22 protein-coding genes, 2 tRNA genes, 2 rRNA genes and 1 riboswitch are annotated in these 25,639 nt (G+C 46.2%); of the genes, 15 read left to right on the top strand and 11 right to left on the bottom strand.

Annotated features, from left to right (window positions below):
- The 12 genes from HRQ85_RS25445 to thiH form a co-directional block, all read left to right on the top strand.
- Window positions 1-914: ribosomal RNA gene (locus tag HRQ85_RS25445) — 23S ribosomal RNA — on the top strand; the annotation flags it as partial.
- 102 nt (window positions 915-1,016) lie between these two features.
- Window positions 1,017-1,132: ribosomal RNA gene (gene rrf, locus HRQ85_RS25440) — 5S ribosomal RNA — on the top strand.
- Between the two features lie 44 nt (window positions 1,133-1,176).
- A tRNA-Asp gene (locus HRQ85_RS25435) sits at window positions 1,177-1,253 on the top strand.
- 59 nt (window positions 1,254-1,312) lie between these two features.
- Window positions 1,313-1,389: transfer RNA gene (locus HRQ85_RS25430), tRNA-Trp, on the top strand.
- A gap of 472 nt (window positions 1,390-1,861) precedes the next feature.
- Window positions 1,862-3,244 carry a multicopper oxidase family protein gene (locus HRQ85_RS25425; RefSeq protein WP_172380891.1) on the top strand — a complete coding sequence of 461 codons (1,383 nt, stop codon included), beginning with the start codon at window positions 1,862-1,864 and terminating at the stop codon, window positions 3,242-3,244.
- Between the two features lie 100 nt (window positions 3,245-3,344).
- Window positions 3,345-3,728 (top strand): fluoride efflux transporter CrcB, encoded by a 384-nt coding sequence (crcB, locus tag HRQ85_RS25420; protein ID WP_004736665.1) that lies wholly within the window; start codon window positions 3,345-3,347, stop codon window positions 3,726-3,728.
- A gap of 62 nt (window positions 3,729-3,790) precedes the next feature.
- Window positions 3,791-3,889, top strand: a riboswitch (TPP riboswitch).
- A 130-nt stretch (window positions 3,890-4,019) separates the two neighbouring features.
- Window positions 4,020-5,969, top strand: coding sequence for a phosphomethylpyrimidine synthase ThiC (gene thiC, locus HRQ85_RS25415; protein ID WP_172380890.1), 1,950 nt, complete (start codon window positions 4,020-4,022; stop codon window positions 5,967-5,969).
- Window positions 5,969-7,261, top strand: coding sequence for a thiamine phosphate synthase (locus HRQ85_RS25410; RefSeq protein WP_172380889.1), 1,293 nt, complete (start codon window positions 5,969-5,971; stop codon window positions 7,259-7,261). Before thiC ends, HRQ85_RS25410 begins: the two co-directional genes overlap by 1 nt.
- Window positions 7,251-8,033 carry a HesA/MoeB/ThiF family protein gene (locus HRQ85_RS25405; protein WP_172380888.1) on the top strand — a complete coding sequence of 261 codons (783 nt, stop codon included), beginning with the start codon at window positions 7,251-7,253 and terminating at the stop codon, window positions 8,031-8,033. The genes HRQ85_RS25410 and HRQ85_RS25405 overlap by 11 nt, the downstream gene beginning before the upstream one ends.
- Entirely contained in the window at window positions 8,030-8,239 is a 210-nt protein-coding gene (thiS, locus tag HRQ85_RS25400) for a sulfur carrier protein ThiS (RefSeq protein WP_172380887.1), read from the top strand. The genes HRQ85_RS25405 and thiS overlap by 4 nt, the downstream gene beginning before the upstream one ends.
- 2 nt (window positions 8,240-8,241) lie before the next feature.
- Window positions 8,242-9,006, top strand: a complete 765-nt coding sequence (locus HRQ85_RS25395; protein ID WP_172380886.1) for a thiazole synthase — start codon at window positions 8,242-8,244, stop codon at window positions 9,004-9,006.
- Window positions 9,007-9,013: 7 nt separating this feature from the next.
- Window positions 9,014-10,126: a 2-iminoacetate synthase ThiH gene (gene thiH, locus HRQ85_RS25390; RefSeq protein ID WP_017061318.1), complete on the top strand. Its 1,113-nt coding sequence runs from the start codon at window positions 9,014-9,016 to the stop codon at window positions 10,124-10,126.
- Between the two features lie 114 nt (window positions 10,127-10,240).
- Here the strand turns inward: thiH and HRQ85_RS25385 are convergent, their stop codons facing one another.
- Complete coding sequence (locus tag HRQ85_RS25385) at window positions 10,241-12,031, bottom strand: aminopeptidase P family protein (protein ID WP_172380885.1); 1,791 nt, start codon at window positions 12,029-12,031, stop codon at window positions 10,241-10,243.
- Between the two features lie 122 nt (window positions 12,032-12,153).
- Window positions 12,154-13,095, bottom strand: a complete 942-nt coding sequence (locus HRQ85_RS25380) for a LysR family transcriptional regulator (protein ID WP_012605070.1) — start codon at window positions 13,093-13,095, stop codon at window positions 12,154-12,156.
- Between the two features lie 101 nt (window positions 13,096-13,196).
- Between HRQ85_RS25380 and HRQ85_RS25375 the strand changes: the two genes are divergently transcribed.
- Complete coding sequence (locus HRQ85_RS25375; protein ID WP_216655525.1) at window positions 13,197-14,396, top strand: multidrug effflux MFS transporter; 1,200 nt, start codon at window positions 13,197-13,199, stop codon at window positions 14,394-14,396.
- A 102-nt stretch (window positions 14,397-14,498) separates the two neighbouring features.
- Complete coding sequence (tsrA, locus tag HRQ85_RS25370) at window positions 14,499-14,780, top strand: H-NS-like global regulator TsrA (RefSeq protein ID WP_009848181.1); 282 nt, start codon at window positions 14,499-14,501, stop codon at window positions 14,778-14,780.
- 84 nt (window positions 14,781-14,864) lie between these two features.
- On the opposite strand, the gene HRQ85_RS25365 is transcribed toward tsrA, so the two are convergent.
- From HRQ85_RS25365 to HRQ85_RS25350, 4 genes are all read right to left on the bottom strand, one after another.
- A complete protein-coding gene (locus tag HRQ85_RS25365; RefSeq protein ID WP_009848182.1) occupies window positions 14,865-15,323 on the bottom strand; it encodes a DoxX family protein in 459 nt (152 codons plus the stop codon).
- A 1-nt stretch (window position 15,324) separates the two neighbouring features.
- Window positions 15,325-16,092, bottom strand: a complete 768-nt coding sequence (locus HRQ85_RS25360) for an HvfC/BufC N-terminal domain-containing protein (RefSeq protein WP_172380883.1) — start codon at window positions 16,090-16,092, stop codon at window positions 15,325-15,327.
- Window positions 16,089-16,949, bottom strand: coding sequence for an MNIO family bufferin maturase (bufB, locus tag HRQ85_RS25355; protein ID WP_172380882.1), 861 nt, complete (start codon window positions 16,947-16,949; stop codon window positions 16,089-16,091). Before bufB ends, HRQ85_RS25360 begins: the two co-directional genes overlap by 4 nt.
- Before the next feature lie 64 nt (window positions 16,950-17,013).
- Complete coding sequence (locus HRQ85_RS25350; RefSeq protein WP_004736650.1) at window positions 17,014-17,274, bottom strand: BufA1 family periplasmic bufferin-type metallophore; 261 nt, start codon at window positions 17,272-17,274, stop codon at window positions 17,014-17,016.
- A gap of 264 nt (window positions 17,275-17,538) precedes the next feature.
- Between HRQ85_RS25350 and uvrD the strand changes: the two genes are divergently transcribed.
- Window positions 17,539-19,713, top strand: a complete 2,175-nt coding sequence (gene uvrD / locus HRQ85_RS25345) for a DNA helicase II (RefSeq protein WP_172380881.1) — start codon at window positions 17,539-17,541, stop codon at window positions 19,711-19,713.
- Between the two features lie 170 nt (window positions 19,714-19,883).
- On the opposite strand, the gene tpx is transcribed toward uvrD, so the two are convergent.
- The 5 genes from tpx to rarD form a co-directional block, all read right to left on the bottom strand.
- A complete protein-coding gene (gene tpx / locus HRQ85_RS25340; RefSeq protein ID WP_172380880.1) occupies window positions 19,884-20,381 on the bottom strand; it encodes a thiol peroxidase in 498 nt (165 codons plus the stop codon).
- Between the two features lie 782 nt (window positions 20,382-21,163).
- Complete coding sequence (gene ggt, locus HRQ85_RS25335; protein WP_172380879.1) at window positions 21,164-22,921, bottom strand: gamma-glutamyltransferase; 1,758 nt, start codon at window positions 22,919-22,921, stop codon at window positions 21,164-21,166.
- Window positions 22,922-23,012: 91 nt separating this feature from the next.
- Window positions 23,013-23,675, bottom strand: coding sequence for a LysE family translocator (locus HRQ85_RS25330; RefSeq protein WP_172380878.1), 663 nt, complete (start codon window positions 23,673-23,675; stop codon window positions 23,013-23,015).
- Between the two features lie 97 nt (window positions 23,676-23,772).
- Window positions 23,773-24,567: an AraC family transcriptional regulator gene (locus tag HRQ85_RS25325; protein WP_172380877.1), complete on the bottom strand. Its 795-nt coding sequence runs from the start codon at window positions 24,565-24,567 to the stop codon at window positions 23,773-23,775.
- Between the two features lie 86 nt (window positions 24,568-24,653).
- Entirely contained in the window at window positions 24,654-25,562 is a 909-nt protein-coding gene (gene rarD / locus HRQ85_RS25320; protein ID WP_017061330.1) for an EamA family transporter RarD, read from the bottom strand.
- Window positions 25,563-25,639: the final 77 nt, after the last annotated feature.

Below are 25,639 nucleotides of genomic sequence, written 5' to 3'. Positions count from 1 at the left end.
GTCTCCACCCGAGACTCAGTGAAATTGAAATCGCTGTGAAGATGCAGTGTACCCGCGGCTAGACGGAAAGACCCCGTGAACCTTTACTACAGCTTGGCACTGAACATTGAACCTACATGTGTAGGATAGGTGGGAGACTTTGAAACCGCGTCGCTAGATGTGGTGGAGTCGTCCTTGAAATACCACCCTTGTAGTTTTGATGTTCTAACGTTGGTCCCTGAATCGGGATTACGGACAGTGCCTGGTGGGTAGTTTGACTGGGGCGGTCTCCTCCCAAAGAGTAACGGAGGAGCACGAAGGTGGGCTAAACACGGTTGGACATCGTGTGGTTAGTGCAATGGCATAAGCCCGCTTGACTGCGAGAATGACAATTCGAGCAGGTGCGAAAGCAGGTCATAGTGATCCGGTGGTTCTGAATGGAAGGGCCATCGCTCAACGGATAAAAGGTACTCCGGGGATAACAGGCTGATACCGCCCAAGAGTTCATATCGACGGCGGTGTTTGGCACCTCGATGTCGGCTCATCACATCCTGGGGCTGAAGTCGGTCCCAAGGGTATGGCTGTTCGCCATTTAAAGTGGTACGCGAGCTGGGTTTAGAACGTCGTGAGACAGTTCGGTCCCTATCTGCCGTGGGCGTTGGAAAATTGAAAGGGGCTGCTCCTAGTACGAGAGGACCGGAGTGGACGAACCTCTGGTGTTCGGGTTGTCATGCCAATGGCATTGCCCGGTAGCTAAGTTCGGAATCGATAACCGCTGAAAGCATCTAAGCGGGAAGCGAGCCTTGAGATGAGTTTTCCCTGGCACTATAAGTGTCCTAAAGGGTTGTCGTAGACTACGACGTTGATAGGCAGGGTGTGTAAGTGCTGCGAGGCATTGAGCTAACCTGTACTAATTGCCCGTGAGGCTTAACCATACAACACCCAAGGGGTTTTGTGGACTCAAAGAAATACCAAACGCTTGAATGAGTTTGAAGAGAAATAACTTTTAAATACAGTTTTCCGAATTTTAAAATTTGCTTGGCGACCATAGCATTGTGGACCCACCTGATTCCATGCCGAACTCAGAAGTGAAACACAATAGCGCCGATGGTAGTGTGGGGCTTCCCCATGTGAGAGTAGGACATCGCCAGGCTTTAAATTATGAACACTTGTCAGCGACGACAAGTATTCCACTGCGGAGTGGTAGTTCAGTTGGTTAGAATACCGGCCTGTCACGCCGGGGGTCGCGGGTTCGAGTCCCGTCCACTCCGCCACTTATTCGATAACCTCGCCTAGTGCGAGGTTTTTTCGAATCTGAAGTAATGAAAGTTTTAGGGGTGTAGCTCCAATTGGCAGAGCAGCGGATTCCAAATCCGCGTGTTGGGAGTTCGAATCTCTCCACCCCTGCCATACTTAAGGCTCTAGCAGAAATGCTAGAGCCTTTTTTGCATCTGTTGCTTCTACGAAGCAATGTTGGGATAACTAGGCGTTCCCCTAGCTCGCCAGCCCGGTCTAATCTCTCCACCCCTGCCATATACGAAGCCGCAGCAGAAATGCTAGAGTCTTTTTGCTTTCTGAATCCAATATACGTTATTAGCAGAGCAGCCGATTCCCCCGACTTACCAAAGCAGCGCTTATTGGGATCCGAAACCTCCACCTTGTCATATCATTGCCTCAGCAGAAGTTCTGTTTTTTTGCTTTATATTTGTTCGATTTTTAGTCGGTAATTCCTACTTTTAATAAAACCTGGCCTTAAAAGTGTAAGTGCTTACTTATCCCTGCCTCTTTTATAAACAACCAACAGCACAAACTACGCTTCTTTATGAGAACTGTTATCAATATTTTGTTACATTTTAGTCGTTATTACTAAAAGGCAACAAATATGGATATCTCCCGTCGTAAGTTTATTCAATCATCTCTCGCTATATCAGCACTCACTGTTCTACCCGCTTGCTCAATTAACCGGTCAGTTGATGAACAAGGAAAGTATGTTTATGACTTAACGGCAGAGCCTTCAACCGCTGAACTCGTGACGGGGTTTGAGACTAATATTCTAGGCTTTAATGGTCAGATTCCAGCACCAGCGATTCGATGTCGACAAGGTGAAAAGGTAACGATCCGTTTTACCAACAAGCTATCAGAACCGACGACTATTCATTGGCATGGTTTAAGAATTCCCATCGAAATGGATGGAGTCCCTTTCTTAAGCCAACCACCGATCATGCCTGGTGAAACATTCATTTATGAATTTACGCCACCAGATGCTGGCACGTTTTGGTATCACCCACATATGAATAGCGTTAAACAGCTTGGTATGGGTTTAGTTGGCCTTATTATCGTAGAAGAAAGCACTCCCGTGCAGTTTGACGAAGAACACGCATTGATGCTCAAACATTGGCATATCGACAAGCAAGGTCAATGGAAAGATTTAATGATTCCACGACTAAGTGCTCGTATGGGTACTCCAGGAGAGTGGAGTAGCGTCAATGGTGTTCATGAACCTGTATACCAATTAAAGCAGCACGCAACGACTCGACTGCGTATCGCGAATGTCGATAATACGATCACTTACCCTATTGCAGTCGAAGGGGCTGAGGCATGGGTGATTGCCATTGATGGTAACCCTGTCAAAACACCTTATAAGCTGACTCAACATAAAATTGGCCCGGGGATGCGAGTGGATATTGGATTGATAGCACCCAAAGCAGGTGGGCGAGTGAGCGTCCTTCAAATGAAAGGACGCTTTCCTTTCTCTTTATGTGAGTTCGAGGTTGTAGATTCCCTCTTGGTTGAGAATCGCTCTCTACCTTCTTTACCCCTTAATCCTGTGCCCAATTTAGATTTGGCTAATGCACAAGAAATCGACTTTTTATTTGAATGGGAAGGGGCGGTTTCTCCAGTATCCAAAGATGGAAAATCTATGCCTAAGTTTTGGCTAACTAATAAACGTGCATGGGAGGGGATGAGCAAAGACAATATCCCTGAACCGTTGGCGACTTTAGAATTGGGTAAAACCTATATATTCGATCTAAAGAACGTCACTCAATACCATCATCCTATCCATATTCATGGACATACTTTTACAGTACTCGAACTTGACGGGAAGAAAGTTGAAGAACCTTTCCATACCGATACAGTGTTACTTGGAAAGAATGGTCGAGCGAAAGCCGCATTTGTTGCCGACAACCCTGGCCGCTGGATGTATCACTGTCATGTTATCGAACACATGAAAACGGGTTTGATGGGATATATTGAAGTTAAGTGACACCTGTAACGTTTAATATTTGCGTATGCATTCTTAGTTTCTACCCTCGCTTTTATCGGCGTTAAAGCTAGAATATAGGGATTATTGTTTGGGAGGATTCATGGGTCAGTTATCTATTCTAGGTTTTATCGCCATCGGTGGCGCGTTTGGTGCTTGTTCACGTTACTTGATTTCAGAGTTATGCGTTGTGATGTTAGGGCGTGGTTTTCCTTACGGTACGCTAACTGTTAACGTGATTGGCTCTTTGATTATGGGATTGCTCATCGCCGCGTTTGAAAATGAGATGGTCGCGACGGAGCCATGGAGACAAATTATCGGTCTTGGTTTCCTTGGAGCCCTGACGACATTTTCTACGTTTTCGATGGATAACGTGCTTCTTATGCAGCAGGGCGCGTTCTTCAAGATGGGACTCAATGTACTGCTCAATGTGGTTCTTAGTATTTCAGCCGCATGGATCGGCTTCCAACTTTTGATAAAGTCATAAAACTTTCTTACGATTTGTTAACAACTCGGCTTGGTTTATCCAAGCCGTTTTTATATACTCGATCGTACTTGTCGGAGTGCCATATGGCTGAGACCGTTAACTCGGGATCCGTTGAACCTGATCAGGCTAATACCTGCGAAGGGAACAAGAGTAGATATCTAACTAGAATCCTTCTAGAGATCTATCTCCAGATCACAACTGTATTTTCTTACTGTGATCCCTCTTGTAGCATCTTATCCGTCAAGCATTTTTATCCCTATAAATAATGGCTAAAAGCCAAGGAAAAATGCTATGTCGAGTCGTAAACAAGCAAGACTGGAAGCGAAGAATTTCATTGATTCTTTATCCGTACAACCTTATCCAAATTCAAAAAAAGCTTATATCCAAGGATCTCGCGAGGACATTCAAGTCCCTGTACGAGAAATATCACTAGCAGATAGCCTTGTTGGTGGTACCAAAAAAGAGCCTGTATTCGAACCTAATGTACCAATTCATGTATACGATACCTCTGGTGTTTATACTGACCCTACGCACGAAATTGACCTTTACAGTGGCCTTCCTAAGTTACGAGAGCAATGGATTGAAGAGCGTGGTGATACGGAACTGTTAGACGATGTAAGTTCTGTTTACACCAAAGAGCGTTTAGAAGATGAAACTCTAGACGACCTTCGTTACGGCAATCTGCCTAGAATTCGTCGCGCGACTGGCGATCAATGTGTTACTCAGTTGCACTATGCTCGTCAGGGAATTATCACTCCTGAGATGGAGTACATTGCGATACGTGAGAACATGGGACGTCAGAAGTTTGCTGATGAGCAGCTAAACCACCAACATCCTGGCCATAACTTTGGCGCAAACCTGCCGAAAGAAATCACCCCTGAGTTCGTGCGTAAAGAAGTCGCTGAAGGCCGAGCTATCATTCCGTCGAACATTAACCACCCTGAATCCGAGCCGATGATTATTGGCCGAAACTTCTTAGTGAAAGTGAACGCTAATATCGGTAACTCTTCAGTAAGCTCTTCGATTGAAGAAGAAGTTGAGAAGCTAGTATGGTCGACTCGTTGGGGTGGCGATACCGTGATGGACCTTTCTACCGGTCGTAATATTCACGAGACTCGCGAATGGATACTACGTAATAGCCCAGTACCAATTGGTACGGTTCCTATGTATCAAGCGCTTGAAAAAGTGAACGGCGTTGCGGAAGACCTTAACTGGGAAGTGATGCGTGATACCTTGATTGAACAAGCAGAGCAGGGTGTTGATTACTTTACTATCCACGCAGGCTTATTGCTTCGTTACGTTCCTATGACCGCTAAACGTGTGACTGGTATTGTCTCTCGTGGCGGCTCTATCATCGCGAAATGGTGTCTTGCTCATCACCAAGAAAGCTTCCTTTATACCCACTTCCGTGAGATCTGTGAGATCTGTGCGAAGTACGATGTCGCTCTGTCATTAGGGGACGGTCTACGTCCGGGTTCGATTGCCGATGCGAATGATGAAGCTCAATTCTCCGAATTACGTACTTTGGGTGAGTTGACTAAGGTTGCTTGGGAATACGACGTGCAGGTGATCATTGAAGGCCCTGGACATGTACCAATGCACCTAATTAAAGAGAACATGGACGAGCAGTTAGAGCACTGCCATGAAGCACCGTTCTATACATTAGGTCCATTGACTACCGATATTGCCCCCGGCTATGACCACATTACCTCTGGAATTGGCGCGGCCATGATTGGTTGGTACGGCTGTGCGATGCTCTGTTATGTAACCCCTAAAGAGCACCTAGGCTTGCCAAACAAAGAAGATGTGAAGACTGGCCTGATTACTTACAAGCTAGCTGCACACGCTGCAGACTTGGCTAAAGGACATCCGGGTGCACAAATCCGAGATAACGCTTTATCAAAGGCTCGTTTCGAATTCCGTTGGGAAGACCAATTCAACCTAGCTCTTGATCCGGAAACTGCGCGCTCTTTCCATGATGAAACCTTACCGCAAGAGTCGGGGAAGGTTGCTCACTTCTGCTCAATGTGTGGCCCTAAATTCTGTTCAATGAAGATCTCTCAAGAAGTTCGAGAGTACGCGAAAGACACGGAACAAGTGGCTGCTGATCAGGCTATAGAAATTAAGATGCTTGATAATCCGTTGGAAGGGATGCGTCAGAAATCACAAGAGTTCCGTGATACTGGCTCTGAACTTTATCACCCTGCAGTAGGCGCAAAAGAAGCTCAATTAGAGGAATAATGACAGTGAAGATTCTTATCCCATCTCAAAATATTGAGCTAACGGGAGAGGTGCAAAGCTGTCTATTGGTTGCCAAGCGACAAGGCTTGGCAACCGATGCAGTTGAGTTGGGTGTAAGCCCAACTCAATACTTCTCTATCGTTGATGCTCAGCAAGCGTTATCTATTGGTTTTGCTCATGATGTTGATTCATTGGCGGAGTGTCGCTCAAGTGAGCTTGATCATATCGTTGATTACAGTCATTCAGTGGCGCTAGCTGGTGTCCGCGATACCTTGGCACAAACTCCGAATACCATCTATATCGATGTCTTAGATGACTCAGCTGCATTGGACATCTGGTCACAACTAGATGCTAATCGTGCTATTAAGAGTGAAACTCCAGATCATCAGGATTTAGATAGTCGTGGCCACTTTGCTTGGTTAGTTACTTTGTTGGCGTTGGAGTTCCCATTAGAAGATGCACTGGTTTTAGCTCGCGCAGCATCTAATGTTTCACGTGGAACATGGCCAGCAAACTACCAAAACTTTCCTATTCCCATTCTGGAAGATGGACGACTGGATATTAGTGTTGGTTGGGCGCACCAAGGAACCTCACTTTCGTTCCCTGAACTGAGTAAGAGTAGCCTAGGACTATACCCAGTGGTTGATGATGTTGAGTGGATCGAAAGGCTGCTCAAGCTTGGAATCAACACAGTTCAACTGCGTATTAAGAACCCGGAGCAAGCAGGTTTAGAACAACAAATCGCACGATCTATCGAACTCGGTAGAGAGTACAACGCACAGGTTTTTATCAATGACTATTGGCAATTGGCACTTAAGCATGATGCTTTTGGTGTTCATTTGGGTCAAGAGGACATCGAAGAATCCAACCTATCTCAACTGAGCCAAGCTGGTATTAAGATCGGCCTATCGACTCATGGTTATTACGAGTTGCTACGCATTGTTCAAATCAATCCAAGCTATATTGCGCTAGGGCACATTTTCCCAACAACAACTAAACAGATGCCATCAAAGCCTCAAGGGCTTGTGCGTTTATCTCTCTATCAGCAGCTGATTGATACTATCCCATACACAGAAGAACTCACCGGTTATCCGACGGTTGCGATTGGTGGAATTGACCAGTCGACGGCTGCACAGGTGTGGAGTTGTGGGGTATCGAGCCTTGCTGTTGTACGTGCGATTACGTTAGCCGAAGACCCAAAACAAGTGATTGAGTTCTTCGAAGCATTAATGGCTGACAGTTCTACAAGTGCTGTTAAAGAGGTAACTCGGGAGCTAAGTCATGCTGAGTGATTTCGAATTCATTCGTTATCAACGACAAATCGCACTCCCTGAATTGGGTGAGCAAGGGCAACGCAATCTATTAGATAGCCATGTGTTGGTCATCGGTTGTGGTGGCTTAGGAAATGCAGCAGCTCTCTATCTTGCGGCTTCCGGTGTCGGAAAAATCGTATTGGTTGATGATGACTGTGTGGATTCGTCTAACCTGCAACGACAGGTAGCGTTCAAGGAAAGTCAGTTAGGTTCACCTAAGGTTGAAGCTCTGAAGCAACAACTGAGTGAGCTTAATGGTCGAAGCCAAGTAAGAACCATCAATAAGCGAATAACTCAAAGCCAACTTGAGCTTGAGGTGATGCTCGCTGATTTGGTGTTGGATTGTACTGACAACTTTGAGTCGCGCCAGCAGGTTAACCAAGCATGTTTTGGCAGCAGTACGCCTTTGATTTCAGGTTCTGCGATCGGCTGGAAAGGTCAGTTTATTGTCTTTGATTATCAGAAACAGAAGGGGTGCTATCACTGTTTGTTCCCGTTCAGTCATCATCCGCAAACGACACGCTGTAGCGATAGCGGCATCATCGGCCCAGTCGTTGGCACCATAGGCAACCTCCAAGCATTGGCTGCGATTCAGCGTATTAGCATTGGCGAGTTCCAAGTTGCAACACATCAGCTCAAACTGTTTGATGGTCAGACGATGAACTGGCAAAACTTAAGTGTCACTCAAGATAGTGAATGCCCCGTTTGCTGCTTATCTACAGTTAACTATTTAGAAGAAGAAACCCAATGAGCAACATAAAGATCTCTATCAATGAGCAACCAGAACAGGTTGCACAATCGTCGTCTCTAGCGGATATCATCCAAGCGCTTTCACTGCCCGATCTGGGTTGTGTCTTTGCTATCAATAATGCGGTTGTCCCGCGTAGTCAGTGGCAACAAACGGTCGTCAATGAAGGCGATGCTATTTCTCTTTTCCAAGCTATTGCAGGAGGCTAACTATGTTAACTATCGCAGATCAAACATTTCAATCACGACTCTTTACTGGAACGGGCAAGTTCGCGAATAAGCACTTGATGGCGAGTGCTATTGAAGCTTCCGGTTCTCAACTGGCAACCATGGCGTTGAAGAGGGTTGATATTCGCTCTGAGCAAGATGATATTTTACAGCCGATCATTGATGCTGGCGTTAACTTGTTACCGAATACCTCCGGTGCAAAGAACGCGAAGGATGCCATCTTTGCTGCACACTTGGCTCGCGAAGCGCTAGGCACAAACTGGCTCAAACTGGAAATTCATCCAGATCCAAAGTACTTGATGCCAGACCCAATTGAGACATTAAAGGCGGCTGAGCAACTGGTTAAAGATGGCTTTGTTGTGTTGCCTTACTGCCATGCCGACCCAGTGTTGTGTAAACGTTTAGAAGAGGTGGGTTGTGCTGCGGTTATGCCGCTAGGTGCGCCGATTGGGTCGAACAAAGGTATCGCTTCGGCAGACTTCTTAGAGATCATTATCGACCAAGCGAACGTCCCTGTGATTGTTGACGCTGGTATTGGTGCGCCATCTCATGCTGCTCGTGCAATGGAAATGGGCGCGGATGCCGTGTTAGTTAATACAGCGATTGCGGCTTCTCAACAACCCGTTGATATGGCGATTGCTTTTAAACTGGCAGTTGAAGCGGGCCGTATGGCTTACCTTTCTGGTCTCGCTGGTCAGGTGTCTCACGCGGTTGCTTCTAGCCCGCTAACTTCATTTCTAGACGAGTAGTGTCCCTATGACGTTTGTTGATCGATTTAAACAGCTCAACTGGGATGACATTGGTATGTCTATCTTCAGTAAAACGGCGGCGGATGTTGAGCGCGCTCTGAGTAAGCCAAAACGCGACTTGGAAGACTTTAAGGCTCTTATCTCTCCGGCAGCAGAACCTTACTTAGAGCAGATGGCGCAACAATCGTTGGCACTAACACGCAAGCGATTCGGCAATACAATGTCTTTGTATATTCCATTGTACCTCTCAAACTTATGTGCGAATGCGTGCACGTATTGTGGTTTCTCAATGGAGAACCGCATTAAGCGTCGCACACTTACTTTGGATGAAATCGATGCTGAAAGTGCCGCTATCAAAAAGATGAAGTTTGATAGTGTGCTATTGGTGACTGGTGAACATGAAACCAAGGTCGGGATGAAGTACTTCCGTGAAGTGCTACCGAATATTAAGGCACAATTTAACTATCTTGCGATGGAAGTGCAGCCGCTTGATCAAGATGACTACGCAGAGCTTAAAACTCTCGGCTTAGATGCGGTGATGGTTTACCAAGAAACGTATAGCCCAAGTACCTACGCGGAACACCACTTGCGTGGCAATAAAATGGATTTTGAATACCGGCTCGAAACGCCCGATCGTTTGGCAAAAGCGGGTATTGATAAGATAGGTATTGGCGCTTTGATTGGCTTGGAAGATTGGCGTACCGACTGTTTCTTCGTGGCCGCTCACTTAGACTATCTTGAGCGTACTTATTGGCAAACACGTTACTCGATTTCATTCCCACGTCTTCGTCCGTGTGAGGGTGGTTTGCAACCTAAATCGATTATGAGTGATAAACAGTTGGTTCAACTTATCTGTGCGTATCGCTTATTAAACCCTGAGGTCGAATTGTCTCTCTCGACTCGTGAGTCTGCAGCTTTCCGCGACAATGTGTTGCCATTGGGAATCACCAGTATGTCTGCTGCGTCTAAAACCCAACCTGGTGGTTATGCTTCTGATGAAGAAGAGCTCGAACAGTTTGAAATAAGTGACGAGCGAAGTGCTGCCGATGTTGAGTCAATGATTCGTCAACGTGGTTTCGATCCTGTATGGCGAGACTGGCACAGTGCTTACTCTGGTTAGCGAACACATAGATTGATGTTCCACGTGAAACATCGACGAAGTTAAATCGACAAATAAAAACGGCTACCCTAAGGTAGCCGTTTTTCATTTCATTAAGTTTGAATTAGCTAAGCATTAAGCATGAGCAAGTGGAGTAGTTGATTGGCGTAACCATTCCAATGTATCACCTTCAACTAATGGGCTAACGTCGTTCCAAACGTTCTGATGGTAGTCGTTCAGCCATGCCAGTTCAGGTCGAGTTAGCAAATCAACATTGATGTTGCGCTTATCGATAGGACAGCGTGTTAGCGATTCAAACGTTAGTACTGAGAAGTCACCTTGAGTAGGCAGCTCAACCACCAGTTCTAGGTTTTCGATACGGATACCAAATTCATCTGCACGGTAGTAACCCGGCTCGTTTGATAACACCATGCCTTCAACAAGAGGTACGTCGATTAGCTTCTTAGAGATGCTTTGCGGACCTTCATGAACACTTAGGAAATGACCAACACCGTGACCAGTACCGTGGTCGTAGTCGAAGCCTTCTGCCCATAAGTGTTGGCGAGCTAGGATATCAAGTTGGAAACCACGAGTACCCTGTGGGAAACGTGCACGCGCGATACCGATGTGACCTTTAAGCGCTAGCGTGAACTGCTGGATCATTTCGTCGCTTGGCTGGCCAATCGCGATAGTACGAGTGATGTCGGTTGTGCCGTCTAGGTACTGACCGCCTGAATCGACTAGGTACAGAGTATTCATCTCTAACTGACCTGGTTCAGGTTGGTTCTCGTGGTTGTAGTGACACATAGCAGCGTTGCCGCCTGCTGCTGAAATTGTGTCAAAACTTAGGTCCATCAGCGTTGGGTCTTGCTCGCGGAACGATTGTACTTTGTCTGCTAGCACAGCTTCATTGTGCAGATTACCTTGCGCGACTTCTGCATCAATCCAAGATAGGAACTTCGCCATCGCAACACCATCACGAATATGACACGCTTTCATGCCGGCAATTTCAGTTTCATTCTTTGCTGCTTTTGGCATTAGGCATGGGTCTGCTGCTTCAATGATATGAGCACCAGAGTTTTGTAGAACCAGCGTGTACCAAGCGTTACTGGTACCTGAATCGACAGATACATTTTTGCCTTCCAAAGATTGAAGGCGTGCTTCAAGCTCTGATGGGTGAGACACACGAATACCATTGCCAACGTGTGCTTCAAAGCCAGTAGGAATACGAGCAGGGTCTAGGAAGAAATCTACGCTTTCATCTGCGTGAATGATCGCGTTGGATAACACAACAGGTAGGCGAGATACGTCCAAACCACGGATGTTAAGCAACCAACAGATCGAATCGAGTTCCGTAAGGATAGCGGCATCAGCGCCTTTGGCTTTTAGTAAGCCAGCAATCTCTGCGCGTTTACTTTCACTTGATTGGCCTACGGCATCTGTTGCCATTAGGCGAACATCAGATACCACAGGCTCAGGACGATCAGACCAAAGCTCATCAATTGGATTCGAAGATAGCGTTGTTAATTCAACTTTCTCTGCCAGTTTAGCTTGAGCGCCTTTCAACCAAGTAGCAGTGTGCATGCGTGGGTCGAATGCAACCTTGCTGCCTTGTACTAGAGAATTGATGATCCAATCTAAAGCCGGTTCTTCAATAAGGTGGCGATACTCAAATAACTCTGCTGGTACCTGCTTACGAACCTGAACCGTGTAGCGACCATCAACAAAAATAGCAGCGTTCTCACGAGTGATAACTGCCGCACCAGCAGAGCCAGTGAAACCTGTTAACCAGTGAAGTCGCTCGTTATGAGCTGGAACGTATTCACCTAGATATTCGTCTTCGTGTGGAATGATAACGGCATCTAGGTTGTTTGTTTCAAGCCAAGCTCGAACCGCAGCAACGCGTTCAGCAGTGATATTGTGCATCTGTGTTTATCCTTATTGTTAGGGTCCTTGTTAACACTCACAGTAGATATACATATGAGGGGACTTATTAGGTCAATAAGCTAGCGCTTTTGTTCGTTTGCTGCAAACGCTGTACGCCATTTTTATCTAAGATGCAGAGTTTTTTCTTTGATGATATCTCGCAACCAAGTTAGCGCTGGGTCATTTTCTCTATCACGGTGCCAAAACAGAGTGTATGCCATCGGCGGGAATTCCATTGGTAAAGGCACAACCACTAAGTCGAGTTGTTTGGCGACAAGGTAAGTAAAGTGGCTTGGTGCGGTAAAGACAAAATCGGTGTAGGTACACAGGCTAGCGGCGCTATTGAAGTCCGGTACAGAGATTGCGATATCACGTTGATGCCCAAGGTCGGCAAGTTTGTAATCGAGCAGCCAACGGTCGTTACCATCACATCTTACTTGTACATGACGCTGGGCGAGGTAGGTTTCTAGATCCCATTTGCCACTCAGAGCAGGGTGGTTACGTCTTAACACACACATCTGTGCATCGCGATAGATTTCTTGTTCGCAGATGTCGTCTGGCGGCAGCATGGTTAAACGTGCATCATTGATGTCGATGTCTTTGCCGGTGAGTCCGATATCGAGCTCACCAAGCTGTAGTTTCTTAAAGGTTTGCTCGGTCCACGCGTGGGTGTTGATATTGACCTTAGGCGCTTGTCGAAATATTGCTGGTAAGAAGTGCGGAAGAATCAGCGGGTAAACACTCTCAACGGCAGCGATGTGAAAGCTGTGGTCGCTGTTATTGGGAATGAATGTCTCAGGCTGGGTAAGCACATCAAGTTGGTTGATCAACGTTTCTAAGCGAGGCTTAAGGAAAACCGCTTTCGGTGTTGGTCTCAGGCCATGTGCACTTCGCGTGAAAAGAGGGTCATTAAATTGTTCACGAAGCTTGGCTAGCGATTTACTTACAGCCGATTGACTCAGACACAATCGATGTGCGGTGCGCGTGACGCTTAGCTCTTCCATCAGTACCTGTAAGCAAACCAGTAGGTTTAAGTCGAGGCGCGATAGTTTCTCAATATTCATGTGAGTTTCCTATTTGGAATAATGCTAATGAGTATATGCCATTTTTGTTCATATCTTTAGTTGGTTATTATGCACCTAAATTAACTCATTCGGAGAATCTTGTGCCTTCTAACGCGCTTCCAACCCCTAGTAAACTGCAGGTTGCTTTATTGGCAATGTTGGTTCTATTTAGCCCTTTGGCTATTGATATCTATCTACCAGCTTTGCCACAAATTTCGACAGCGTTTCACGTGGAACATGCACTAGCACAAGATACGATTACCTGGTTTTTATTCGCCATGGGTGTCGGGCAATTATTTGCTGGCCCTTTGGCTGATAAGTTAGGACGTCGAGCCGTTGCATTGGGAGGTGTTAGTATCTATGCATTGAGTGCTTGCTTGGCGTGGGCAGCTCAATCGATTGATATGATGCTAATGGCTCGGCTGCTACAAGGCTTAGGAGCTTGTGCGACTTCTGTAGCAGCCTTTGCAACGGTTCGCGATCTATTTGGCCCAGAGAAGAGTGGCCGTATGATTAGCTACCTTAATGGTGCAATCTGTTTTATTCCTGCTTTGGCACCCATTCTTGGCGCTTGGTTAACTCATCAATTTGGTTGGCGTTCGAACTTTAGCTTTATGGCAGGCTTCGCAGTCGTTGTTGGCACTATCTTATTCTTCCAAATGAAAGAGTCTAACCCTGCGACAGAAAAGGTTGCGGTGTTCAAGCTTGAGCGATACTGGTCAGTATTGAAAACACCATCATTCCTTTTCCACGCAACCTTGTGTCTGATGGCGATGGCGGTCATCCTCGCTTATGTAACCTCGGCACCGGTTGTGTTGATGGAAAACCTAGGCTTGACCATGAAAGAGTTTACTTTTTGGTTTGGTGTTAATGCGGCCATCAACATCGCAGCTGCGTTTACTGCACCTAAATTTATGGACCGCTTTGGTACCTATAAAGCACTGGTCGTTGGTATCTCAACACTAGGTTTAGCGGGCGTGATTATGTTAGTGCTTGCAGAACACGCTAGCCCAATCGCATTCATGCTGCCAATCTTCTTGTCTTCAGTGGGTTTTGCTTGGATTCTCGGTGCTGCTGCTGGTAAAGCTCTTGAACCTTTCGGTGACCGTGCGGGCACAGCTGCTGCACTGCTTGGCTTGTTCCAAATGAGTGGATCAGGGCTGCTTGTTGGTACCATGCAACGCCTTGATTTAACGTCTCAAGTGATGATTGCGCTGCAAATGTTCCTTATTGTCCCAGCGTTGTTAGTGCTTGCGAGCAAAGCAGGCAAGTCGTGGCACACGACGTTTGCTAAGGCGTAAGTCTCAAGGGTGACAAAATATACAAATGGCGGTTTGCGAAACGTTAAAACATGGTATATTTGTCACTCATTGAAACGTTAGTCCCCAACGGAAAATACTGTAATGTCATTAACAACCTACGAAATGGCGCGCGTCTTAGAACAAATGGAAGATGCACCTGAAAAGGTCATGTTTGGTAAATTGCTTAAAGAGCTAGGCAACCAAAGTGAAGAGCGTATTCGCAGTGCGGCAAAACAAGTTCCAATCGATACTTTGCGAGACATCATTTACCAATTTCAGCGTGTGGTAGAGTCTCGTAAGGGTGAGCAGGTTCAGCTACTAGCAAAAGAGCTAGCCGAGCAAGGTATCTCTGCTGAAGAGCTACAAGCTTTTCTGAATAAGTAGTTTATCCCAGTTAAAAAGAAACCACTCAATTGAGTGGTTTTTGCGTTTTGGGGTATATCAATTTAGTGTGAATGAAAGTTAGTTCTAACCTCTAAACTGCGCTTTCAAAATTCTATCAAGTGAGAATGGCCCGGCGCCCCATACGACAACGATAAGAATCATTAATCCCCACAACTGATGATCATAGAAGCCTTGCGCCCATAACACTGGGTAAGACACTACCGCAATGATATTGAACACGAACAGCACCGCTGCCATAGGTCGTGTTAATAAACCAAGCGCTAAGAATACCGGCAGAATCAATTCAGCTGCGGTGCCCATGTAGGCGGCTAACTCCCAAGGTAGCAGTGGTACTTGGTATTCCAACTCAAACAAGTAAAGGGTGCTATCCCAAGTCGCTATCTTGGTCAGGCCAGAATTAAAGAATACCCACGCCACCCATAGGCGGCAAAACAGAAGTAGGACAGGAACAAAGAGTGCTTGTGATTTCTCAATCAAACTGTCGTATTGAGCCATCATGTTCGTGACTGTGTTGTTATCCATATTATGTCTCCAATTCGGCATTGATTGAAAAGCCAGAGATGACGTTAAGCGCCATGACAGCATTCAGATGTTGTAGTAGTAAAGGGTCTATCGCTGCGAGCATTTGACCCGATTGCAATTCGGTTAATATTTGGTGGCTTTCTTGCGTCAAACGATGGCTCTCAATCTGTGAATTTTCCGCTCGGATTAACACCCCAAATTCAGGTTGGTTGATGTCTAACCCATCGAGTTGTTGCTGATAGATAGCCTGCTCAAGCGCGATCATCGTATAGCTGGAATTAATTAGCGTTATTGAATCTTTGAGATGAAAGACTAAAGCGCCTTGTTGTTCTTGCGGTACATCAGCTAAACGAGAAAGAGGACGTTGGTCGACATGTGATTCTGAAACGCATCTCACCAAGCTATCTTTTTTCCATTCATACAAAGCCACTTCACCGAGATAAGGGGCTGCCTCAATAACCGCAGGAAAGGCTTGGATAGTCTGTGCAAAGTGTTCCCCATAACCGCTGACATCACCAGAGGTTGATGGATAACTTAAGACATGTTGACGAGCCATTTGTTGGAAGCACTCTTCACCAACCAGCATTTCAGTGAGTGGATAGGTCGCTGCCAGTACTTCGCTCAAGCTGATCACGAAGTTATTACGATAAATCTGGATGCGCTGTTCATCAGTAAAATGGTCGCTCACTATGTCGCAATGCTCACCATTGTTTTGGTAGCGTAGGGCGTTAGCAAACTCCAACTGAACATCTGCTAGGGAGTGGCTCATGATGCGCGACTCCTGTGGTTGAACTTGTCGTGTTGATACAAGATATCACTGGCTTTGGTTGCTTCAGCCAATAAGACTTGTGGTTCTGGGATATCTAGATCCCACTCAATCAAGGTATGGCGCAAACCATGTTGTGCAATCCAGTCAGTATAGAGTTGCCACACTTCGTCACAGACAGGTTTACTGTGGGTGTCTATCCAGATCTCGCCTTGTTCGAGTTTCTTCTTAGTGAAACCTGCCAAGTGAATCTCTTCCACTTTGTCTGCCGGTATTCCATTGAGATACTCTTCACAGCTGAAGCCATGATTAAAAGATGAGACAAAAATATTATTGAAATCGAGCAGTAGGCGACACTCGGTGCGCTTCTGTACCTCGGCTAAAAACTCCCACTCAGGAATAGTAGAATGCTTGAAGGCAAGGTAGCTCGATGGGTTCTCAATCAGCATAGGGCGTTGCAGGCTATCTTGTACCTCGATGACATTGCGACAAAAGACCTCTAGCGCTTCTTCGGTATAAGGCAGCGGTAACAAGTCATTGAAGTAATGACCACCTGTCTGACTCCAGCTGAGATGATCAGAAACCAAGAAGGGTTCGATATCATCAATAAGCTCTTTTAACTGTACAAGATGATGTTGATTGATGCGCTCAACAGAACCTAGTGATAACCCAACACCGTGACAACTGATGTTGTGTGCGTGACGAATTTCTCTGAGTTGTTGGCGTTGCGGTGATTGAGCTAAGAAGTAGTTCTCGCTGTGAACTTCTAACCAACTTACTAAGGCTGGATTTTGGCTAAAGAAGTCCAAGTGCGGTGTTCTAAGGCCAACCCCTGCGTTGGGGTGAAGAGTTTGAGTCACAACGATTCTCCTAATAAGAAGTGGAGGTGAGCTGAGTGTCAGCTCACCATACTAAGCAGCTCAATTATGATGATTGAGTATTACCACCTGATAATTTGCCACATAGCCCTTTAGGAACGACCACGAATGCATCGGATTGGTTGTCTTCTTTTGCTGTACCCGCACATGAGCTTGTTTTAGTTGCACAATCATTTTGGCCAGCTTTTGCCACGCCGTAGCATTTTTCTTTTGCTGCTGCTTCCGCAGGTGCTGATGTAAGAACTGCACCGCCGAACGCTAGTACACTTGTGATTGCAGCTGTAACAGCAAGATTAGAATTTTTCATAGTCATTCCCTCTAGGACTTAATAGTATTTTGATATCGCAGGTTAATGGATTGTTAACTTGCTTACTAAAAAGGATAGGAACAACCGGGAAATAATTTCACGGCATTATAAAAAATATCAATATTAATGATGTTTTATCTTTTAAGTTACTGAATTTATGATGTTAATTTTTGATTGTTTTTTCTTCTTATTATCCTAAACGCAGCCTAGTGTTTAGGTTATAATCAACTTTTATGTATAAATACCCAGTAGTGAGCATATCCAATGATAGATCCTTCGCTTTTACTCGATGGCCTAAACGATAAACAACGTGAGGCGGTCGCGGCACCTTTAGAAAACCTACTTATTCTGGCAGGTGCTGGCAGTGGTAAAACGCGAGTGTTGGTGCATCGTATCGCTTGGCTGCAAAGTGTAGAGCAAGCATCACCGTTCTCTATTATGTCAGTTACCTTCACTAACAAAGCGGCAGCAGAAATGCGTGGTCGTATTGAAGAGTTGATGATGGGTAGTTCGTCAGGCATGTGGAACGGCACCTTCCACGGTATTTGTCACCGCATCCTTCGTGCTCACTACCTAGATGCAAAACTGCCAGAAGATTTCCAGATCATAGATTCTGATGATCAGATTCGTTTGCTACGTCGCTTAATCAAGGCGCAAAATCTTGATGAAAAGCAGTGGCCTGCCAAGCAAGCTTCTTGGTGGATCAATGGCAAGAAAGACGAGGGGTTACGCCCAAGTCACATTGATGCCTACCATGATCCAATAACTCAAACGTGGTTAAAGATCTATTCTGCTTACCAAGAAGCATGTGACCGTGCTGGTTTGGTCGACTTTGCGGAAATCTTGCTGAGATCGCATGAACTATTACGCGATAAGAAACACATCCGAGAGCACTACCAAGCTCGCTTTAAGCACATTCTTGTCGACGAATTCCAAGATACCAACAACATCCAATACGCTTGGCTGCGCATGATGGCTGGCCCAGATTGTCGCGTGATGATCGTGGGTGATGACGACCAATCTATCTATGGCTGGCGTGGTGCGAAGATCGAAAATATTCAGAAATTCTTGGATGAATTCCCAGGTGCTTCGACGGTTCGACTTGAACAAAACTACCGTTCAACCAAAACCATTCTGCAGGCGTCGAACGAGCTTATCTCGAACAACACCGAACGTATGGGTAAAGAGCTGTGGACTGATGGCAACGATGGCGAGCCAATCTCTGTGTACTCGGCTTATAACGAGCTAGATGAAGCGCGTTTCACGGTTAGCAAAATCAAAGAGTGGCAAGAGAAAGGCGGTGCGTTAGAAGATACGGCAATGCTATATCGTAATAACGCCCAATCGCGTGTGCTTGAAGAAGCGCTTATCCAAGGTGGTCTGCCTTACCGAATCTACGGTGGCATGCGATTCTTCGAGCGTCAAGAAATCAGAGACGCCTTGAGCTACCTGCGCTTAATGAGCAACCGCAGCAATGATGCGGCATTCGAACGTGTGGTTAATACGCCGACTCGTGGCTTGGGTGATAAAACGTTAGAAACGATTCGTCTTGCAGCGCGAGATCGTGGTGCGACCATGTGGGAAGCCAGTGTTGCTTTGATCGAAGAGCAAGTGTTACCCGGTCGTGCTGCGGGTGCATTGAGTCGCTTTATCGAGCTGATTAATGCGCTTGAAGATGACACGTTGGAACTTAGCTTGCATGAACAAACCGACCACGTGATTAAATCGTCGGGTCTGTTTGCGATGTACGAGCAAGAAAAGGGTGAGAAGTCGAAGGCACGTATTGAGAACTTGGAAGAATTGGTAACGGCAACGCGTCAGTTTGAAAAGCCAGAAGAAGCGGATGAGATGAGCATGCTTACTGCTTTCTTGACTCATGCAGCGTTAGAGGCGGGTGAAGGCCAGGCTGATGAGTTTGATGACGCGGTTCAGCTCATGACTCTGCACAGTGCCAAAGGCCTAGAATTCCCAATGGTATTCATGGTGGGTGTCGAAGAAGGCATGTTCCCAAGCCAGATGTCAGCAGAAGAAGCAGGGCGCTTGGAAGAAGAACGTCGTCTGTGCTACGTAGGCATGACTCGTGCGATGGAGAAGCTGTACATCACTTACGCAGAGATGCGTCGTTTGTACGGGCAAGACAAGTACCACAAACCGTCGCGCTTTATTCGTGAGCTGCCAGAGACCTGTCTGGATGAAGTACGCATGAAAGCGCAAGTGAGCCGTCCTGCAAGTAGCGGTCGCTTTAGCCAAACTGCCGTGAAAGAGAATTTCAACGAAACAGGCTTTAGCTTGGGCTCGCGCGTTAAGCACCCTAAGTTTGGTGAAGGTACTATCATCAACTTTGAAGGAAGTGGCCCGCAAAGCCGAGTTCAAGTCGCGTTTAACGGTGAAGGCATCAAGTGGTTAGTGACGGCTTACGCGCGTTTAGAACAGTTGTAATCTGCTACTTCAGCATTTAGAAAGCCGTTTGGTTTTTAAAAACCGTTCAGCATTTAAAAGTAATCCGCATTAAAAACAGAAAGAGCAGCCAATGGCTGCTCTTTTTATTGCTCGGAACCAGTCTAAATAGGCTAAATCGAGCTTAAGGCACTCCTGCCTAGAAAGGAGACTTACAGTGCTGCAAGTGCCGCTTCGTAGTTTGGTTCTTCAGTGATCTCTGCAACCAACTCGCTGTGTGTTACCACGCCTTTTTCATCAACAACCACAACTGCACGTGTAGTCAGGCCTGATAGTGGACCTTCAGCAATCGCTACGCCGTAGTCTGATGCGAACGCAGGAGAACGGAAAGTTGAAGCGTGTTGAACGCCTTCAATGCCTTCTAATTCGCAGAAGCGACCCGCAGCAAACGGTAGGTCAGCAGAAATACAAACCACAACCGTGTTTTCAAGCTCAGCCGCTTTTGCGTTGAACGTACGTACGCTCGTTGCACAAGTTGCTGTGTCGATGCTTGGGAAGATGTTTAGAACCACTTTCTTGCCTTCAAGAGAAGCAAGAGTCAGTTCAGAAAGATCGCCTGCAGTAAGTGCAAAGCTTGGTGCTTGTTCGCCAGTTTGTGGCAATGTGCCTGTTAGCGGTACAGCAGCGCCTTTGAAGGTAACGTGTGACATGAATTGTCCTTAGTTTAATTATGGTTATGAAACTAGTTGAGCCTAGTTCGACTTACGTTACTCTGAAGTGGTTAAGAAGTGAATGCTTTAAATGTCAGAATTGTAATCAAAGGTCTTTGATTTATTTGCTTCAGAGGGAATAAATGAAACGGCAGATAAAGAAAAACCCCGAGAGCTTGCGCTCATCGGGGTCTATAGTCTTACTCGCAGCAATCCGGCTACTAAGTGTGCTCCATGCATCAAATCCATGATAGTGTGCTGTTATCCTTCAGCGTATTCCTTTCGTCGCCTTCCTAGCGGTGTCCTTGATCTTATCCTGATCTGCCAACAATCCTCGTTAGCGCGCGTCACTTGTTCCTTGAGCGGTGTCCTTTACATCATCCTGATGTTCAGTCCTTTCCTCGTCCAGAGGTGTCCATTGTCTTTCCTTAGTAGCAACCATCCTAGTTACTATTGCGTCCATTCAATGTCCATTTCGCTATCCATGCCGATTATTCATCCTGAGTAATCGAATCTTCATCCTGAAGATAACCAAGTCCTTGGCGTTTCCTGTTCCGTGTCAGCATCCTTCCGACACCATTCATATTACCGATTCCTTATTTATCAGCAATGGTGCATAAGCGAATTTCTATATAATTATTTGAATGATAAATGTACGTATTGTTTATTTTCAATTGGTTACGATATCTTGGTGCTTAATTTCGCAGTTAAATATCGATATTTACTCACTGCCTTGTGAGAGATCTCGCACAAGACAGGGAGTAAAAAGGGAGTCTTTTCCCTTATCGGCCGATAGCCGCACCTTCACGACGAGGGTCTGCAGCACCTTCTAGCCCGTCTTTTGTGATGCGAATAGCGTGTAAACCCGAGTTAAGATCGCGAACGTTGACCTCAAATCCCATCTTTTCTAGCTCAGGTTTGAAGTTTTCCGCCGATGTTCCTTTTTCCAAATCTAAGGTTCCGAAACGGTTTAGGAAGTGCGGTTGGTTGATCGCTTGCTGGATATCCATGTCCCATTGGGTGTGGGCAATGATCGCTTGCGCCACATAACCTATGATACGACTGCCGCCCGGAGAACCGATCGCCATGTAAGGCTTATCGTCTTGCATGATGATGGTCGGTGCCATTGAAGAACGTGGGCGCTTACCCGGCTCGAGTCGGTTCGCGATAGGTTTGCCATCGTTATGAGTCTTGAATGAGAAGTCGGTTAGTTCGTTATTGAGTAGGAAGCCTCTTACCATCAAGCGTGAGCCAAATGCGTTCTCAATTGTGGTGGTCATCGATACGACATTGCCATCGCTATCGACAATATTGAAGTGGCTGGTGGAAGGCAGTTCAATAGACACATCTTGGCTTTGCAGCATGGCGTGATCCCACGGTGGGGTGCCTGATGGTGCACTTTCTAATGCCTTTCCAGCAGTAATTAGCTGGGCACGTTCCTGCAAATAGTCAGTATTCACTAACCCTTGGGTTGGCATTGGCACGTAATCTTGGTCTGCCATGTACATACCACGGTCTGCAAAGGCCAAACGAGAAGCGTCTGCTAACACTTGCCAAGATTTCGCGTCGTTTGGTCCCCATGATTTCAGATCAAACTGCTCGGTCATCGCTAAGATCTGTCCGACCGTTAACGCACCAGAGCTTGGTGGCCCCATTCCGCAAATATCGTAGCTTTCATAAGCAGAACAAACCGGTTCGCGTTGCTTGATCGAATAAGCGTCGAAGTCTTTCTGTGCCAATACGCCCGGGTTGCCTTTCGCTGTTTGTACTGTGTTAACGATGTCGGCAGAAATATCCCCTTGGTAGAAGGCTTTAGCACCATCCTTCGAGATAGCGTTTAACGTTGCCGCGTATTCAGGGTTCTTAAGTTGCGTGCCAGCGGCTTTCGGGCTGCCATCGGCATTGAAGAAGTAGGCTTTAGTTGTCGCAAAGCGGCTTAGGCGTTCTTGGTCGTTTTCGATCAAGGTGGCTAAACGTGGACTGATGGTGAAACCTTCCTCAGCCAACTGAGCGATAGGTTTAATCAGTGATGCCCATTCTAGCTTGCCGTATTTCTGGTGAGTGTCCCACAGCAATTGCACCGTACCCGGCGTTGCAACAGAACGACCGCCAACCACGGCATCATAGAATTTAAGCGGTTGTCCGGTTTCGTCTTGGAATAGGCGTGGTGTGGCATCAAGCGGCGCGGTTTCACGACCATCGTAGGTTTTGAGTTGCTTGTCCTTGCCATCAAAATAAACAAGGAACGCGCCACCACCAATACCTGATGACTGAGGTTCCACTAAGCCAAGCATAAGCTGCACGGCAACCATGGCGTCAATGGCGTTACCACCACGAGCAAGCACATCAACACCGGCTTGTGTTGCAAGAGGGTTGGCTGCGGTGACCATCCAATCATTGGCTTTAACGAGTTGTTTGGTTTCTAAACCACTACTTTGTTCGGGTGCGACGGAATCGGCAGCTTGATTTGCCCAACTGACGTGAGAGGCAAAAAGTAGGGTAGAAGTGGCGAGGGTTGTTAGTTTTGTTTTCCACTGCATGATCTTCTCCTTTTAATATGCAGAGCTAGATTGGCAGTGGAAAGATTAGATAGCCAGTGCGTTGTTAACGAATTGTAATCTTGATTCGAATTTAAGCGATTAAACCGGACAGCGACTGCCAAAGAATACTCGCGCCAATCAGGCTGAATACCACGCCACATAAGCCATCGATGTATACCGTTGCTTCGCTAAGTTTCTTCTGTAGAGCCTTAGTCGAAAGCATCCACGCCAGTAGTGAAAACCAAAACAGAGACAGACCAAACAGGATAATAAGCGCAAAGCCTTTACCTGATAGAGACATGTCGGCAGGCACTAAGCTCGACATCAAGCTGATAAAGAACACCAAAGCTTTTGGGTTGAGAATATTGGTCGCAAACCCTTTCGAAAATGCCTGACGTTTGTTGGTCAGAATCAGATCTTTGGCATTGACGGTATCATCGTCATCGTCGTGGTTCTGAACGATTTGCCAAGTTGCTTTAAGGGCACCGTAGCCTAAGTACAGCAAGTAGCTACCGCCAGCCAATTGGATAATGGCAAATAGGGTTGGTTGCTGGTGGACTAGGTAACTGATTCCCGTCAGGCTTAGTAACGAATGCAGTAAGATCCCGCAAGATAAACCAAGCGCAATGTACAAGCCTGTTTGTCTGCCGTGGCGTGTCGCATTTTGCACGACTAACGCAAAGTCAGGACCGGGGCTCATCAAAGCGATGAAATGGATAGAGGCGAGGGTGATCAGTATGGTGACTTCGTTCATGTCAGTTCTCAATAACGTTGCCGCTATTTTAAATAAGTAATCGTATTGAGCGTAGCTTACCGCGATTTGAAATCGAGCAATTGTAAATTATCAACACTTAGTTGATTTGTGAGGGTGGTACGCCGAATGTGGTTTTGAATGCTTTGGAGAAGTGTGCTTGATCATAGAAGCCTACTTGGTGCGCGACCTTAGTACCACAGATCCCAGATTTAATCAGGCGCATGCTCTGTTCCATACGTAAACGGCTCAGCCACGCGTAAGGGGTGATGCCCATTCTGTTCTTAAAGTGGCGTTGGAATTGAGTTGTGGTTAAGCCGCACAGCTCAGACAGTTGTTCTAATCGCACGGGCTGATCCAAATTCGCCATCAAATAGTCTTTGAGCGTATTAATCGATTGATTGCCCAGTTTGATGTCGCTCTTCGATCCAAATTTGGCATAACGATCGACGATCGTCGAGAATCCCTCGAATGGTAAGCAATCTTGAGCGAGTTGGCTGATGTTTTGATTGATTAACAGACCGTGCAAGTTGCGTAATTGTAAAAATGCAGCTTGATCGGAGAGGATCAACTCAGAAAAGCCCAATGTGTGACTATTTTGCTTGGGATCGGCAAGATCTTGAAACCATTGAGGAGAAACTGCAAACACACTGACTTGATAACCTGAATCGAGTTTGGAGTGCCCATCATGCAGCTCATCAGGTGGCATGATAACCACTTGGCCTGCACCAACATTGTGGCTCGTCCCTTTATAGGCGAATTTTTGCTGCCCTTGGGTAATTAAACCGATGTGAAAGTCCAAATGATAGTGGCGTTGAAAGGCAAACTCTTGGTATTGAGCTTGGATCAGGCTGATATCTTCTGTTGGGGTAGAGTAATAGTGGACTTTATCCATGGTACAAAAAAGCTTGGTCAAATAGTCATCAATTCAACCAAGCTTATCTGCGTATTAAGGGATTGTCTTGTAAAAAACGATCAATATCACTGTTTAGCGCGTTTGTTCTTCTTGTTGTTACGCAGGCCATCAAAGCTGAAAATAACCAGTGCTCCCCATATGAAAGCAAAGGTGATCGCTTTATCTGAGGTAAAGGCTTCACCGTAAATCAGAACCGCCAGTAAGAACATTAAGCTTGGACCGATGTACTGGAAGAAACCGAGTGTCGATAGCTTCAAGCGAGTTGCAGCACCAGTAAAACACAGTAATGGAACCGTGGTGATCACACCGGCAGCAACCAATAACAGGTTGAGTTGCATCGGGTTCATCGATAAATTTGAGGTCGGACTATCGGCAATAAACAGTAAGTAGGTTGCGGCGAGAGGCAGCATCACCAGAGTTTCAATGAACAACCCCGTCTGTGCTTCTAAGCTGACTTTCTTACGCAGCAAGCCATAAAAACCAAAGCTAAAGGCTAGGGCAATGGCGACGATTGGTACTGAGCCGAAGGCAATCAATTGGATTAATACGCCAATCGCAGCCAGAGCCACAGCAAACCATTGCAGCTTACGTAAGCGTTCGCCGAGGAAGAGCATTCCGAGCAATACGTTAATCAGCGGGTTGATGTAATACCCCAAACTGGCATCGAGCATGTGATTGGAATTCACCGCCCAGATAAAGATCAGCCAGTTAGCACCCACCAAAATAGACGTCGCTACCAAATAGAGCATTTTTGGTTTTGAGGTCAGGGTATCGCGGACTTTACGCCAGCTGCGGCCAATGTGTAGTAAGAAAGCGAGTAGGAAAAAAGACCATACTACACGGTGGCTGAGTATCTCTAACGGGGAAACGTCACTTAAAGATTTGAAATATATAGGGGCGATCCCCCACATTGTGTAGGCGCCGACGGCAAGCAAAACTCCCTGGCGCGTACGTTGTTGTTCTTCCTGTGTCATGCATCTTTCTCTAGCACTGAGTGCTTATTAATAAGATTTATAAGAGAGTTGGTCAGTATAGGAGCGATAACCCTTTT

It is taken from the genome of Vibrio sp. Vb339 (assembly GCF_902751245.1).
Taxonomy (GTDB): domain Bacteria; phylum Pseudomonadota; class Gammaproteobacteria; order Enterobacterales; family Vibrionaceae; genus Vibrio; species Vibrio coralliirubri.
The sequence above is the reverse complement of the archived record's forward strand: the minus strand, read 5'-3'. Positions and strand labels throughout refer to the sequence as shown.